General features: G+C 75.5%; 17 protein-coding genes. 10 read left to right on the top strand and 7 right to left on the bottom strand.

Translation table 11 applies throughout. The annotated features are described in order from the left end of the window. The 5 genes from gvpO to NH602_RS20670 all read left to right on the top strand — a co-directional run. The coding region (gene gvpO / locus NH602_RS20650; protein WP_253068672.1) for a gas vesicle protein GvpO at positions 1 to 633 on the top strand (633 nt) is incomplete at its 5' end. Positions 634 to 642: 9 nt separating this feature from the next. Continuing rightward, positions 643 to 1,365, top strand: coding sequence for a gas vesicle protein (locus tag NH602_RS32270; RefSeq protein WP_374210230.1), 723 nt, complete (start codon positions 643 to 645; stop codon positions 1,363 to 1,365). Between the two features lie 3 nt (positions 1,366 to 1,368). Further along, entirely contained in the window at positions 1,369 to 2,112 is a 744-nt protein-coding gene (locus tag NH602_RS20660; protein WP_253068673.1) for a GvpL/GvpF family gas vesicle protein, read from the top strand. Beyond that, complete coding sequence (locus tag NH602_RS20665; RefSeq protein ID WP_253068674.1) at positions 2,109 to 2,318, top strand: gas vesicle protein; 210 nt, start codon at positions 2,109 to 2,111, stop codon at positions 2,316 to 2,318. Before NH602_RS20660 ends, NH602_RS20665 begins: the two co-directional genes overlap by 4 nt. Next, entirely contained in the window at positions 2,308 to 2,607 is a 300-nt protein-coding gene (locus NH602_RS20670) for a gas vesicle protein K (RefSeq protein WP_073578104.1), read from the top strand. The genes NH602_RS20665 and NH602_RS20670 overlap by 11 nt, the downstream gene beginning before the upstream one ends. Here the strand turns inward: NH602_RS20670 and NH602_RS20675 are convergent. Next, positions 2,522 to 3,007: a PadR family transcriptional regulator gene (locus tag NH602_RS20675; protein ID WP_083659077.1), complete on the bottom strand. Its 486-nt coding sequence runs from the start codon at positions 3,005 to 3,007 to the stop codon at positions 2,522 to 2,524. The genes NH602_RS20670 and NH602_RS20675 overlap by 86 nt on opposite strands. Before the next feature lie 21 nt (positions 3,008 to 3,028). Between NH602_RS20675 and NH602_RS20680 the strand changes: the two genes are divergently transcribed. Beyond that, a complete protein-coding gene (locus NH602_RS20680; RefSeq protein ID WP_083659076.1) occupies positions 3,029 to 3,466 on the top strand; it encodes a hypothetical protein in 438 nt (145 codons plus the stop codon). Between the two features lie 2 nt (positions 3,467 to 3,468). Here NH602_RS20680 and NH602_RS20685 read toward each other — a convergent pair whose 3' ends face one another. After that, positions 3,469 to 3,990 (bottom strand): amino-acid N-acetyltransferase, encoded by a 522-nt coding sequence (locus tag NH602_RS20685; protein WP_073578102.1) that lies wholly within the window; start codon positions 3,988 to 3,990, stop codon positions 3,469 to 3,471. Between the two features lie 52 nt (positions 3,991 to 4,042). On the opposite strand from NH602_RS20685, the gene rimO reads away from it, so the two are divergent. The 4 genes from rimO to NH602_RS20705 all read left to right on the top strand — a co-directional run bounded on the left by rimO (position 4,043) and on the right by NH602_RS20705 (position 7,695). Further along, positions 4,043 to 5,539 carry a 30S ribosomal protein S12 methylthiotransferase RimO gene (rimO, locus tag NH602_RS20690; RefSeq protein ID WP_161151703.1) on the top strand — a complete coding sequence of 499 codons (1,497 nt, stop codon included), beginning with the start codon at positions 4,043 to 4,045 and terminating at the stop codon, positions 5,537 to 5,539. Then, positions 5,536 to 6,150 (top strand): CDP-diacylglycerol--glycerol-3-phosphate 3-phosphatidyltransferase, encoded by a 615-nt coding sequence (gene pgsA / locus NH602_RS20695; protein ID WP_179760673.1) that lies wholly within the window; start codon positions 5,536 to 5,538, stop codon positions 6,148 to 6,150. Before rimO ends, pgsA begins: the two co-directional genes overlap by 4 nt. Before the next feature lie 135 nt (positions 6,151 to 6,285). Further along, complete coding sequence (locus NH602_RS20700; RefSeq protein WP_073578100.1) at positions 6,286 to 6,657, top strand: helix-turn-helix domain-containing protein; 372 nt, start codon at positions 6,286 to 6,288, stop codon at positions 6,655 to 6,657. Positions 6,658 to 6,846: 189 nt separating this feature from the next. After that, positions 6,847 to 7,695 (top strand): PspA/IM30 family protein, encoded by an 849-nt coding sequence (locus NH602_RS20705; protein WP_179760671.1) that lies wholly within the window; start codon positions 6,847 to 6,849, stop codon positions 7,693 to 7,695. Between the two features lie 120 nt (positions 7,696 to 7,815). Here the strand turns inward: NH602_RS20705 and NH602_RS20710 are convergent, their stop codons facing one another. The 5 genes from NH602_RS20710 to NH602_RS20730 all read right to left on the bottom strand — a co-directional run. Continuing rightward, positions 7,816 to 8,691: a DNA-formamidopyrimidine glycosylase family protein gene (locus tag NH602_RS20710; protein WP_253068675.1), complete on the bottom strand. Its 876-nt coding sequence runs from the start codon at positions 8,689 to 8,691 to the stop codon at positions 7,816 to 7,818. A gap of 39 nt (positions 8,692 to 8,730) precedes the next feature. After that, positions 8,731 to 10,191, bottom strand: coding sequence for a glycosyltransferase family 39 protein (locus tag NH602_RS20715; protein WP_253068676.1), 1,461 nt, complete (start codon positions 10,189 to 10,191; stop codon positions 8,731 to 8,733). Between the two features lie 133 nt (positions 10,192 to 10,324). Next, positions 10,325 to 10,726 carry a MauE/DoxX family redox-associated membrane protein gene (locus NH602_RS20720; protein ID WP_073578096.1) on the bottom strand — a complete coding sequence of 134 codons (402 nt, stop codon included), beginning with the start codon at positions 10,724 to 10,726 and terminating at the stop codon, positions 10,325 to 10,327. A gap of 137 nt (positions 10,727 to 10,863) precedes the next feature. After that, positions 10,864 to 11,550, bottom strand: coding sequence for a DUF2848 domain-containing protein (locus NH602_RS20725; protein WP_253068677.1), 687 nt, complete (start codon positions 11,548 to 11,550; stop codon positions 10,864 to 10,866). Positions 11,551 to 11,656: 106 nt separating this feature from the next. After that, a partial coding sequence (locus NH602_RS20730) for a hypothetical protein (protein ID WP_253068678.1) occupies positions 11,657 to 12,327 on the bottom strand: 671 nt, incomplete at its 5' end.

Raw genomic sequence — 12,327 nt, forward strand, 5'->3', positions numbered from 1 at the left:
CCGCGGCGGGGACGTGCCGGCCGCGACGAGCCGGACCGGGAGCCGGTGGGCGACCAGGACGAGGAGGTCCTGGACGACACGGGAGCCGACGACGGGACCGGGGACGAGGCCGACACCGATACCGGGGACGACCGGGAGACCGACCTCGACTCCGACGACGACTCCGACGACGAGCCCGATCCCGATCCCGAGTCCGAGGAGGAGAGGGAGTCCGAGCCCGAGCCCGAGGTGATCGTGGACCAGCTCGGTGACGACGAGGAGGACGGCTTCGACGAGGACGACTCCCCCGAGGACGAGGGACCGGACGACGAGGTGACAGAGGGCGAGGAGCCTGAGGACGCGGAGCCGGAGGCGCGACCCGACCCGCCCCGGCGTCGCATCGGCGCCCGCGCGGCCGCCCGCGCCGCCGTCGAACAGATCGCGGAGATGACCGGCCGCGCACCGGAGGGGGTCACGTTCGTCCGCAGGCAGGACGACAGCTGGCTGGTCGGTGTCGAGGTCGTCGAGACCGAGCGCATCCCCGACTCCTCCGACGTGCTCGCCGTCTACGAGGCCGAGCTCGACGACGAGGCCGAGCTGATGTCGTACCAGCGGGTCCGGCGCTACCCGCGCGGCCGCGGCGACGACGACTGAGGGAGGACCATGAGCGACGCCGTCCGCTGGAGCAGTCCCGGTGCGCCGCAGCGCCGCACCGAGCGACCGCCCCGGCAGTCGGGCACCGACCTGGCCGACATCCTCGAGCGCGTCCTGGACAAGGGCATCGTCATCGCCGGCGACATCCAGGTGAACCTGCTCGACATCGAGCTGCTGACCATCAAGATCCGGCTGGTCGTGGCCTCGGTGGACCGCGCCAAGGAGATGGGCATCGACTGGTGGGAGCGCGACCCGACGCTGTCGGGCGGCCGCGACGAGTTGGAGGAGGAGAACGCACGGCTGCGTGACCGGGTGGAGCGCCTCGAACGCCTGCTCCCCGCCGACGAGCGGTCCGCGCCGTCCGACGACACCCACGACGGTCCTGACGGGGCATCGGCCCGGGCCGACGACGCCGCCGTCGAGAGGTCGATCGACCGGGCCGTCGCCGACGCCGAGACCGACGGGACCGCCGCCGACGACGCGGCCGACGGACCGGCCGACGGACCGGCCGACGAGACCGATGACGACGGACCCGGCGAGGACGAACCCGGCGAGGACGAACCCGGCGAGGACGAACCCGACGACGGACCAGACCCGGCCGGTCACGGGGGCCGGGCCGGCGCGGAACAGGACGGGGACGGACCCGAGGCCCCACCCCGTCGCACCCGTCCCGCCGCCACCCGGCGGCGCCGCACGACCACCACCCGTCGCCCGGCACGCGGGAAGGACTGAGCCGTGGACCTGACCTACGTCTACGCCGTGGGCGACGCTGCCCCGCCCGACCTGGCCGGGCTCACGGGCATCGGCGGCCGCCCGGTGCACACGGTGACCGGCGGCGACGCGCTCTGGGCTGCCACCGGCACCGTCCCCGAGTCCGACTTCGGCGAGAGCGCCCTGACCGCCCGGCTGGAGGACCTGACCTGGCTGGCGACCACCGCGCGGGAGCACCACGCCGTCGTCGACGCGCTCGGTGCGCGCACCGTCGTCGCGCCGCTCGCCCTCGCGACGGTCTACCGCGACGACGACCGGGTCCGCGCCGTGCTGACCGAACGGCACACCGCGTTCGCCGAGGTCCTGGACCGGCTCCGGGGCCGCACCGAGTGGGGCGTGAAGGCCTACGCCACGACGCGGCCGGAGCGCCGCGACGTCGGGCGGGCGTCGTCCGGGGCCGAGTACCTGCGCCGCCGTCGCCGGGAGCTCGACCGCGTCGCGGGCGACGACGACGCCGCCCACGCCGCGGCGCAGCGGCTGCACGAGGCGGCGGCGCGGGCCGCGGTGACGACGCGACGGCACCGGTTGCACGCCCCCGCGCTGACCGGACGCACCGAGCCGATGGTCCTCAACGGCGCCTACCTGGTCGACGACGCCGACCGCGACACCTGGCGCGCCGCCGTCACGGGGGCCGCGGACGGCGCCGGGCTCACCGTCGAGGTCACCGGGCCGTGGGTGCCGTACTCGTTCGTCGAGGAGGAGCGGTGAGCACGGGGGAGACCGGCCTCGCCCACCGCGAGGTCGCGCTGGTCGACCTGCTGGACCGGCTGCTCGCCGGCGGGGTCGTGCTGGCCGGGGACGTCACCGTCTCGCTGGCCGGGGTGGACCTGATCCGCATCTCGCTGCGCGCACTGATCGTGTCGATCGCCCCGGCCGGGCGGCAGGCGGGGGCGGAGCCGCCCGATGACGCCTGACCCGCGCCCCGGCGGCCGGATCGACATCGACCGCGACGCCGTCCGCCGGGACCTCATGAAGCTGGTGCTGACGATCGTCGAGCTGCTGCGTCAGCTCATGGAGCGCCAGGCGCTGCGCCGCGTCGAGCAGGGCGACCTCACCGACGACGAGGTCGAGGACCTCGGCAGCGCCCTCATGCACCTCGAGGAGGCGATGGACGAGCTCACCGCGGAGTTCGGTCTGACCGCGGCGGACCTGAACCTCGAGCTCGGCCCGCTCGGTCCGCTGCTGCCCCGGCACCGCTCGTGACACCCCCGCCGGGCAGCACCGCGCGCACCGCCCGCACGTGCGCCTCGAATTCGCGGGTCCGCGACCGCAGCACCCGCTCCCCGCCCGGGGTCAGCCGGTACCCGCGGCTCCCGGCCGGGCGTCGCACCAGCCGGTTCCGTTCGAGCCGGTGCAGCGCCCGGTACACCGAGCCCGCCGACAGGGCCAGCGCGCCGCCGGAGCGGTCGAGCACGGCGTCGCGGACCGCGGCCCCGTCGCCGGGGGCGTCGTGGACCGCGCCGAGGAGCAGCAGGTCCAGCGTCGACCGGTCCGGTGGCCGCATGGGCGCGCTCCCTCCGCACGTCGGCTCGAACTGCAGCGTTCCCCCGCCCGGGCGGGCGGAAACCGACACACACCCGGAACCGAGAGGACCGATCGTCATGGCCGTCCCCGCGAGGACCCGATGAGCATCGCGACGCAGGAGGCCCCCGCGGTCCCGCAGGCCCGGGAGCCGCGCACGGCGACCCCGCCGGCGCCGCCCGACCCGATGACGCAGTTGCGCGCCGCCGGGGAGCGGATCCTGGCCGCACTCGTCGACCGGATCGCCGCGCTCGCCTGCGACCAGGTCGACCGCCTGGCCGACTCGCTGGAGCGGATGGCGGCCGACGGCGGGCCGGGTCTCGGCGCCGCGCTCGGCGCGGGCAAGGCCCTCGCCCGCGGTGACAACCCGGTGTGGGGCGCGATCAAGGGCGGGTTCGCCGCGCTCGGGACCGCGGCGAAGGTGCTGATCGGCGTCGTCGTGGCGCTGGCGCCGGTGCTGCTGCTGGTGGCACTGGTCGTCGCGATCGTCGCCGCGCTGGTCTGGGCCGTGGTCGCGGCCGTGCGGGCCGCCACCGGCTGAGGTCAGAGGGTGAGCAGCATCCGCACGTTGCCCAGGGTGTTCGGCTTCACGTGGGCGAGGTCGAGGAACTCGGCGACGCCGGCGTCGTAGCTGCGCAGCATCGCCGCGAACACCTCGGCCGACACCGGCGTCCCGTCGATCTCGGCGAAGCCGTGCCGGGCGAAGAACTGCTTCTCGAACGTGAGCACGAACAGCCGCTCCAGCCCGAGGTCGCGTGCGCCGTCGATCAGGGCGGCGACGATCCGGTGCCCGACCCCGCGGCCCAGCACCGACGGCGACACCGCGACCGTGCGGATCTCACCCAGGTCCTCCCAGAGCACGTGCAGGGCGCCGCAGCCGACGACCGTGCCGTCGACCTCGGCGACGAGGAACTCCGGGACCGCCTCGTAGAGGGTCACGGTCTCCTTGGCCAGCAGCACCGTGCCCGCGTACTCGTCGACGAGCTCGCGGATCCGGCGGACGTCGCGGGTGCGGGCACGGCGGACGATCACGTCGGGAACCGGGGCGGGGACGGGCTCGGGCACGGCAGGAGAGCCTAGACCGGGGCCGTCGGACCCGGCGTCTACCCTGGTACCCGTGGCTTCCCCCGAGAACGCACCCCGGCGCGCCGCCCTGCTGACGCTGGGCTGCGCGCGCAACGAGGTCGACTCCGAGGAGCTCGCGGGCCGCCTGGCCGGGTCCGGCTGGGAGCTGGTCGACGCCGAGGACGGCAGCCCCGACGTCATCGTCGTCAACACCTGCGGATTCGTCGAGCAGGCGAAGAAGGACTCGATCGACACCGTGCTGGCCGCCTCGGACGTGGCCCGTCCGGCGGGGGCGAAGGTCGTCGCCGTGGGCTGTCTCGCCGAGCGCTACGGCGCCGAGCTGGCCGCCGACCTGCCCGAGGCCGACGCGGTGCTCGGCTTCGACGCCTACCCCGAGCTCGCCGAGCGCCTCGGCGACGTCCTGGGCGGGCACGCCCCGGCCCCGCACGTCCCCACCGACCGCCGCACGCTCCTGCCGATCTCCCCGGTCGAGCGCCCGGCCGCGACCGCGGACGTCTCGGTCCCCGGCCACGACTGGGTGCCCGACATCGCGCGCACCCGCCTCTCCGGCGGGCCGGTCGCGTCGCTGAAGCTCGCGTCGGGCTGCGACCGCCGCTGCGCGTTCTGCGCCATCCCGAGCTTCCGCGGCAGCTTCGTGTCCCGCCCGCCGGCCGACGTGCTCGGCGAGGCCGCCTGGCTCGCCCGGCAGGACGTGCGCGAGCTCGTCCTGGTCAGCGAGAACTCCACCAGCTACGGCAAGGACCTCCCCGGCGGCACCCGCGCACTGGTCGACCTGCTCCCGCAGCTCGCCGGGATCGACGGGGTCGAGCGGATCCGGGTCGCCTACCTGCAGCCGGCCGAGCTGCGGCCCGACCTGCTCAGGGTCATCGCCACCACGCCGGGCGTCGCGCCCTACTTCGATCTGTCGTTCCAGCACGCGTCGGCGCGGGTGCTGCGCCGGATGCGCCGCTTCGGGTCGCGCACCGACTTCCTCGACCTCTGCGAACGCATCCGCGCGCTCGCCCCGGAGGCCGGGATCCGCTCCAACGTCATCGTCGGGTTCCCCGGCGAGACCGAGGAGGACCTCGCCGAGTTGGAGGCCTTCCTCACCGGCGCCCGGCTCGACGCCGTCGGTGTGTTCGGCTACTCCGACGAGGACGGCACCGAGGCCGAGGGCTACGACGGCCACGTCGACCCGGCCGAGGTGCAGGCCCGTGTCGCGCGGATCTCCGCGCTGGTCGACGAGCTGATGGAACAGCGCGCCGAGGAACGCATCGGCACCGAGGTCGTCGTGCTCGTCGAGTCCGGGGAGAGCGACGAGGACGACTGCACCGGCCGCGCCGCGCACCAGGGCCCCGACGCCGACGGCGAGTCCACCGTCGTCGGGGCGGCGCAGGACGGCCCGGAGCCGGACTCGCTGCGACCCGGTGACCTGGTCCGCTGCCGCGTCGTGGACACCGAGGGTGTCGACCTGCTGGTGGAGGCCCTGGAACTGCTCGACCCGCGTGTGCCGGCCGCGGCCGTCCCGGCGGCCTCCGCAGCCGGATGAGCTCGCACCCGGCCGGGGGCACCGCCGGAGTCGGTGACCCGCCGCTGCTGAACATCGCGAACGCGCTGACCGTCCTGCGGCTGCTGCTCGTCCCGGTGTTCGTCGTCGCGCTGTTCGTCGACGGCGGCGAGGACGTGACGTGGCGGCTGGTCGCGTTCGCCGTGTTCGTGATCGCGGCGGCCACCGACCGGCTCGACGGCCAGCTGGCCCGCAGCCGCGGGCTCGTCACCTGGTTCGGTGCGCTGGTCGACCCGATCGCGGACAAGGCCCTGATGGGCGCCGCCCTGATCGGGCTGTCGATCCTCGGGGTGCTGCCCTGGTGGGCGACGATCGTGATCGTCGTCCGCGAGCTCGGCATCACCGCGCTGCGCTTCGTCGTGATCCGCCGTCGCGGGGTCATCCCGGCCAGCCGCGGCGGCAAGGCCAAGACCGTCGCCCAGACCGTCGCGATCGGGCTGTTCCTGCTCCCGCTGCCGGAGCTGCTGGGCCCCGGCGCCGCCGCGACCGCCGTGCTCGTCCTCCAGTGGGCGGTGATGGCCGTCGCGCTGGTGCTCACCGTGGTGACCGGCGCCGACTACGTCCGCAAGGCCGTCCGCCCCCGGCCCGCCTGACCTGCGGGGACGATCCGGGGCCCGCGCGGCGTTGAGGTGTTCGCCGTGGGCGGACAGCGTCACGGCGCGTGGGAACCGGGGAAGTCGGTACGGTGAGACATCACCGGGTGTCCGGGGAGCAGTCGAGGAGGGCACATGCTGCTGCGGGAAGCGATCGGCAGTGGGCTGCGTGAGGTGCGCACCGCGCGCCGGCGCACGCTGCGCGACATCTCGCGGGCCGCGCGGGTGAGCCTCGGGTACCTCTCCGAGGTCGAGCGCGGGCGCAAGGAACCCTCCAGCGAGCTGCTCGCGGCGATCTGCGAGGCGCTCGGGGTCTCCGTGCCGGACCTGCTGACCATCGTCGCCGCCGAGATGGCGACGGCGACGTCCGCCGCGGCCGCGGGCCGTCGCGACGACGTGCTCGTCCCGATCGGGCAGCGGCACGCCGAGCTGCGGTTGGCCGGGCGGCCGGGTTCCGTGGTCGCCGCGCCGGCGTCCTCGGGCGGGCCGGTGGCCTCGGCCGCCTGATCGCACGGCCCGCCCCGGCCGACCGCTCCTGCGCGGTAGGGTGCGGACAGACCGGCAGCGATGCCAGGATGGACAGGGCCGGAGGTCCGGTGCCGACCACGGGGGGAACGCGGGGTCGGTCCGGGGTCCGCACGCCCGCCGTGGTGGCGGGCACGGTCGCGAGCGAACGCAGGCGGAGGACGCGCAGAGATGGCCAACGGATTCACCAAGTTCTTCAGCTATCTGTCGGCCCTGTTCTCGTCGAAGGTCGACGAGCACGCCGACCCGAAGGTGCAGATCCAGCAGGCCATCGAGGACGCCCAGCGCCAGCACCAGCAGCTGTCGCAGCAGGCGGCCGCGGTGATCGGCAACCAGCGTCAGCTGGAGATGAAGCTGAACCGGCAGCTGGGCGAGATCGAGAAGCTGCAGTCGTCGGCACGCCAGGCGCTCGTGCTGGCCGACCAGGCCCGCTCCCAGGGCGACGAGCAGAAGGCCCAGCAGTACGAGCAGTCGGCGCAGACCTTCGCGACGCAGCTGGTGACCGCGGAGCAGGGCGTCGAGGACCTCAAGACGCTGCACGACCAGTCGATCGGTGCCGCCGCACAGGCCAAGCAGGCCGTCGAGCGGAACTCGATGATGCTGCAGCAGAAGATCTCCGAGCGCACCAAGCTGCTCAGCCAGCTCGAGCAGGCCAAGATGCAGGAGCAGGCCGCGAAGTCGCTGCAGCAGATGAGCGAGCTCTCCGCGCCGCGCAACGCGCCCTCGCTCGACGAGGTCCGCGACAAGATCGAGAAGCGGTACGCGACCGCGCTCGGGTCCGCGGAGCTGGCCCAGAACTCGGTGCAGGGCCGGATGCTGGAGGTCCAGCAGTCGACCACCGACATGGCCGGTATGTCGCGGCTGGAGCAGATCCGGGCGTCGATGTCGGGGGCGCCGATCGCCGGGGGTCAGCAGGCCCCGCAGGTGGGCCAGGGGGAGCCGCAGCAGCAGCTGCCGTCCTCGCCGGCGCCGGCCCAGCAGCAGAACACCCAGAACCAGCAGCAGCCCGGCACCGCCTGAGCCGCTCGCCCGTTCCGTCCCGTCCGCCGCGGTCCCGCCCAGGGACCGCGGCGGACGTGTGTCCGGGCCCGGGCGGCTGTCCGCAGGCCCGGCCGCCGGTGGCGCCCGTGGCAGCAGGGGTCAGCGGGTGCGGGCGGCGCCGGGTGGCGGTCGCCCGGGGGCACCGCGGCGCGGGCCGGTGGCCCGGCGCACCGGGCGCGGGGACGGTCCCGTCTGGCAGCGCGGGCACCAGTAGGTGACCCGGGCCCGGTGGTCGTCGCCCTGGTCTGCGGTCCGGATGCGGGTCCCGCACCGGCGGCACGGGCGTCCGGGCCGCTCGAAGACCCAGTGCGCCTCGCCGGCGGCCAGTGAGCCGGTCGTCGTCTGCTCCGGGCGGTCCTTGTTCGACGACAGCAGCCGCCGTGACAGGTCGATGACCCCGGGCAGGTCGGGCACGTCGCGGACCGGCACCCAGGGCGTGAGCCCGAGCAGGAAGCAGATGTCGTTGCGGTAGAGGTTGCCGAGACCGGCCATGACCCGCTGTTCGAGCAGTACCAGCCCGAGCGGGTGGCCGGCCCGGGCGGTCATCCGGCGCAGCGCCTCGGCGTCGTGGCCGGGGCCCCACTCCGGGTCGAGCAGGTCGGGCCCGAGATGCCCGACGAGGGTGTCCTCGTCGTCGGTGGGGAGCAGCTCCAGGTCGTGCAGGGCGAACCCGACGGCGACCCGGTCGGCGGTCTCCAGCACCGCGCGGGCCTCGTGCGCGACCCGGCGCCACCGCATGCCGGGCCGGTAGAGGTGCCAGGAGCCGTCCATCCGGAAGTGGCTGTGCAGGCTGCGGCCGTCGTCGAAGCGGGTGAACAGGTGCTTGCCGACGGAGACGACGCCGGTCACGGTCAGCCCGGCCAGGTCGTGCTCGACCAGGCGCGGATGGCGCAGCTCGCCGCGCAGCAGCTCGTGACCGGACAGCGCGGTGTGCAGCCGCTTGCCGGCCAGGTACACGGTGTCTCCCTCGGGCACGACCGCGACGCTACCCGGGCGGGCCCGGGCCGGCCGGGCTCAGTCCACGACGAGCGTCCGTAGCTGCGGCCACACCTGCGACCACGGGTGCGTCATGCCCTCGCCCAGCCAGATGCGGTTGCCGTCGCCGAGGTCGGTGACCGGTCGCAGGACCACCCCGGTGGGGGCCAGCAGGCCGGGGTCCCTGCCGAGGAAGATCACGACGTCGTGGTCGTCCGGGGGCGGGTCGAAGTAGCCGTAGCTGCGGTTGCCGCTGTACCCGGGCGGCAGGCCGAGCGCGGGGTCGGCGGTGTCGACGTAGGCGGCGAAGATGTACGAGCCGCCCACCACGACGGCGCGGTCCCGCTGGTCCGGGGGCAGCCCGTCGCGGACGCGGGCGACCTCGCCGACGATCCGCTCCGGTACGGCGGGGTCGGCCGCCCCGGCGCTCGCGGACAGCATCGCCGCGGCGAGGGCGACCGACAGCACCCCGGCCGGCCACGCCACCCAGGACCACCGCCGTCGCCCGGTCGCGCGCCGCTCCTGGAACCACACCGCCCCGAGCGCGGCGACGGCACCGTGCAGACCGCACAGGTAGTAGGCACGCCCCACGGTCACCGCGAACACGATCCACAGCACGAGGAAGGTCACCGCGACGAAGCGGTACGGCCGCAGCCGCGGCGTCGTGAACGCCGCGACCGCCCCCACCACGACGAGCACGGTGCCGAGCAGCCCGGCCAGCAGCAGCATCGCCACCGCGTTGGGGCCCGGCCCGCCGAACAGGACCGACTCCTGCGCGACGACCGAGGTCATGCGCAGCTGAGGCCAGCCGTGCACGGCCTGCCACACCAGCGTCGGTGACGCGATCAGTGCACCGAGCAGAGCCGCCCACCAGAACGCGGGCCGTCGCAGCATCGCCCGCGGCCCGGCCACGCCGATCGCGAGGACCAGCACCGCGCCCAGCAGGATGACCTGGAACTTCGTCAGCGCGGCCAGGCCGAGCAGCGGGCCGACGGCGAGGAGCAGCCGGTCGTCGCGGACCCGGGTCCAGCGCACCAGCAGCCACAGCAGCAGCGCCCACTGCAGCGGCTCCAGCGAGTACGGCGTCAGGAAGTGCCCGAACAGCGTCACCCACAGCCCGGTGGCCTGGGCGAGCGCGGTGAGGACCTGGGCGCGGCGGTCGCCACCCAGCTCGCGGGCGATCAACGCGGCGACGACGACCGCGCCCGCCGTCGCCAGCGACGGCACGATCCGCAGCACCCCGTTCGCCCCGGGTGCGAGGACGTCGGCGAGCCCGGCCAGCGCCGGTGCGACCGGGGGCTGGTCGGCCGACCCCCAGTCGAGGTGGTGCCGCCCGATCGCCAGCATCAGCGCCTCGTCGAACCAGTACCCGCGCCCCAGCGCCCCCATGACGAGGTGGACGACGGCCACCACCCCGGCGACGATCCCGACGGGCCGCGCGAGCCGCGGAACCGCCGTGGGTGCAGCGCCGGAGTCCCGGACCGTGGTCGGCGACGTCATGTGTCCCCCCGAGCGACGACGTGGACGCCGGCGGTCCCGGGCCCGGCGCCATCAGACCCCGGGGGTCCGTCCGGCGCAGCGGGCATCGGGCGGTGGACGATCGACTTCGGTCTACCGGCGGCCCACCCTCCGGTCAGCCGCGCGGGGCGCTGCGGGCGATCCGCAGTGCCCACAGCACCAGCGGGACCTGCAGCGGCAGCCGACCCCAGCCGATCGCCCGGTACAGCGGGTCCTTACGGTTCCAGTGCAGCGCCATCGACACGTTCGCCGGGAACACCGCCGCGAACAGCGCTGCCGCGGCCCAGCCGCCCGCACGCCGGGTCCGCGGATGCGCGACCGCCGCGGCGACGGCGCCCTCGGCGGCCCCGGAGGCGTAGGTCCAGAACCGGGGCTCCCCGGGCAGGCTGCGCGGCACGATCGAGTCGAACGGCTCGGGCCGCACCACGTGCAGGACGGCGGCGGTGCCGAGCAGCCCCGCGAGCCCGAGAGCGAGACGCCGGTCACGGGACGGGGTGCCGGGGGAGCGACGGAGCATGACAACGATGGTGCCACCCGATACGGGCGGCGGCCGCGCCCGCCGATGCGGCGGGCGTCACGGCCGGCGCCGGGTGCCCGCGGGCGATCCCGGCCACGTCCACCGGGCCTGCCGACCGGTCGCCGTCGGGCGGCCGGTCAGCCGATCGGCTCCGGGAGCCGGTCGACCTCGTAGGTCAGGCCGATCGTGTCGCCGGTGGCCGGGTCGTGCAGCTCCACCCGCCAGGCGTCGGCGAACTGGTCGCCCCCCGGCCTCATCGCGACGGTCCCCGACAGCAGGACGGTGCCGGGCACCAGCCAGCCGCGCTCGCGCAGCAGGTCGACCCAGTATCCGGGCGGGAGGAGGGCGGCCAGCGTCGCGTCCTGCACGAGCTCCTCGCTGCCGCCGTGACGGACCCACGCGCGCAGGCTGATGTCGTCGAGCCGGCCGGCGACCTCCGACAGCCGCCAGGCCTTCCGGCCCAGGACGTCGAGACCCGCGTTCTTGCTCCACGCGACGCCGTGCACCTCCAGGGCGCGGTCGGTGTGGTCGCAGGCGACGGTCAGCAGCGGGTCGGTCACGTCGTCGCCGACGACCAGGGCGCACTCCGCCTCGCCGGAGGTCCGGTCGTGCTGGGCGGGGACCCGGTCGGTCTGCGACGCCAGGTACGGCGAGACCGGGTACAGCGCCGGCACCGTGTCCGGGGCCGGCACGCCCAGCTCGGCCAGCTCGGCGACGTGCGCGGCGACCTCCTCCTGGGCGCGTCCGGCGTACCCGGCGTTGAAGACCCGGTGGACCTCCACCGAGCGGGTGCTGCCGTCGGGCAGGGCCAGTTCGAGCGTCACGGGGGACCTCCGTCAGATGTGTACCGACTCCGGCCGCCCGCGCGCCTGCCCCGGGCCGCACCCCCCACGGTCCGGCCGCGGGCGTCCGACGGGGGTAGGTGCCCGGTCAGGCCCGCAGCCGCAGCCCCTTCGGCGTCACCCGGAACCCGGCCTCGGTGAGGACCTCGGACAGCGCCGAGACCAGCGAGTCCTGCCCGTCGGCGCGTTCCACGGCGAGCGACCCGAGCCAGCCCTCGTGCACCGCCCCGGCGAGCGACTCGGCGCCGGCGCGCAGCTCGTCGCGGTCCTCGGTGAACGACAGCAGCGACTTCCCGCCCCGTTCGACGTAGAGCGCGGGCGCCCCGTCGACCAGGGTGACCAGGGCGCCGGCCTTGCGACCGGGGCGGTGCCGGGTCTCGCCGGTCGTGTCCGGCCAGGGCAGGGCTGCGCCGTAGGGCTGGGCGGGGTCGGTTGCGGCGAGCACCACCCGGGACAGCTCGCGCCACGCCTCCCGCGGCGCCTGCGGGCGGCGACCGGCGCCGTCGAACTCGCCGTGGCGGCCGGCGCCGCCGAGCCCGCCCAGGCCGCCGCGCAAGTCGTCGGGCACCCCCGCGTACGGGTCGTCGCCCGGCTGGAGCCCCGCAACGTCGCCGGAGAGGTCGGAGCCCGGCAACCCGGCTGCGTCGTCGGAGAGGTCGTCGGGCAGGGGCTCGCCGTCCCCGGTCGGGTCCACGGACCCGGCCGGGTCGGCGGAACCGGCGCGGTCGGTGGGGTCGGCGACGACCGCGCCCGGCCCGG

Origin of the sequence: Pseudonocardia sp. McavD-2-B, assembly GCF_024124365.1 — a bacterium.
Classification (GTDB): Bacteria; Actinomycetota; Actinomycetes; order Mycobacteriales; family Pseudonocardiaceae; genus Pseudonocardia; species Pseudonocardia alni.

Coding starts and splice junctions, on each gene's coding strand:
- NH602_RS32270 (WP_374210230.1), top strand. CDS start 643: ATGAGCGACGCCGTCCGCTGGAGCAGTCCCGGTGCGCCGCAGCGCCGC.
- NH602_RS20670 (WP_073578104.1), top strand. CDS start 2,308: ATGACGCCTGACCCGCGCCCCGGCGGCCGGATCGACATCGACCGCGAC.
- NH602_RS20675 (WP_083659077.1), bottom strand. CDS start 3,007: ATGACGATCGGTCCTCTCGGTTCCGGGTGTGTGTCGGTTTCCGCCCGC.
- NH602_RS20680 (WP_083659076.1), top strand. CDS start 3,029: ATGAGCATCGCGACGCAGGAGGCCCCCGCGGTCCCGCAGGCCCGGGAG.
- pgsA (WP_179760673.1), top strand. CDS start 5,536: ATGAGCTCGCACCCGGCCGGGGGCACCGCCGGAGTCGGTGACCCGCCG.
- NH602_RS20700 (WP_073578100.1), top strand. CDS start 6,286: ATGCTGCTGCGGGAAGCGATCGGCAGTGGGCTGCGTGAGGTGCGCACC.
- NH602_RS20705 (WP_179760671.1), top strand. CDS start 6,847: ATGGCCAACGGATTCACCAAGTTCTTCAGCTATCTGTCGGCCCTGTTC.
- NH602_RS20715 (WP_253068676.1), bottom strand. CDS start 10,191: ATGACGTCGCCGACCACGGTCCGGGACTCCGGCGCTGCACCCACGGCG.
- NH602_RS20720 (WP_073578096.1), bottom strand. CDS start 10,726: ATGCTCCGTCGCTCCCCCGGCACCCCGTCCCGTGACCGGCGTCTCGCT.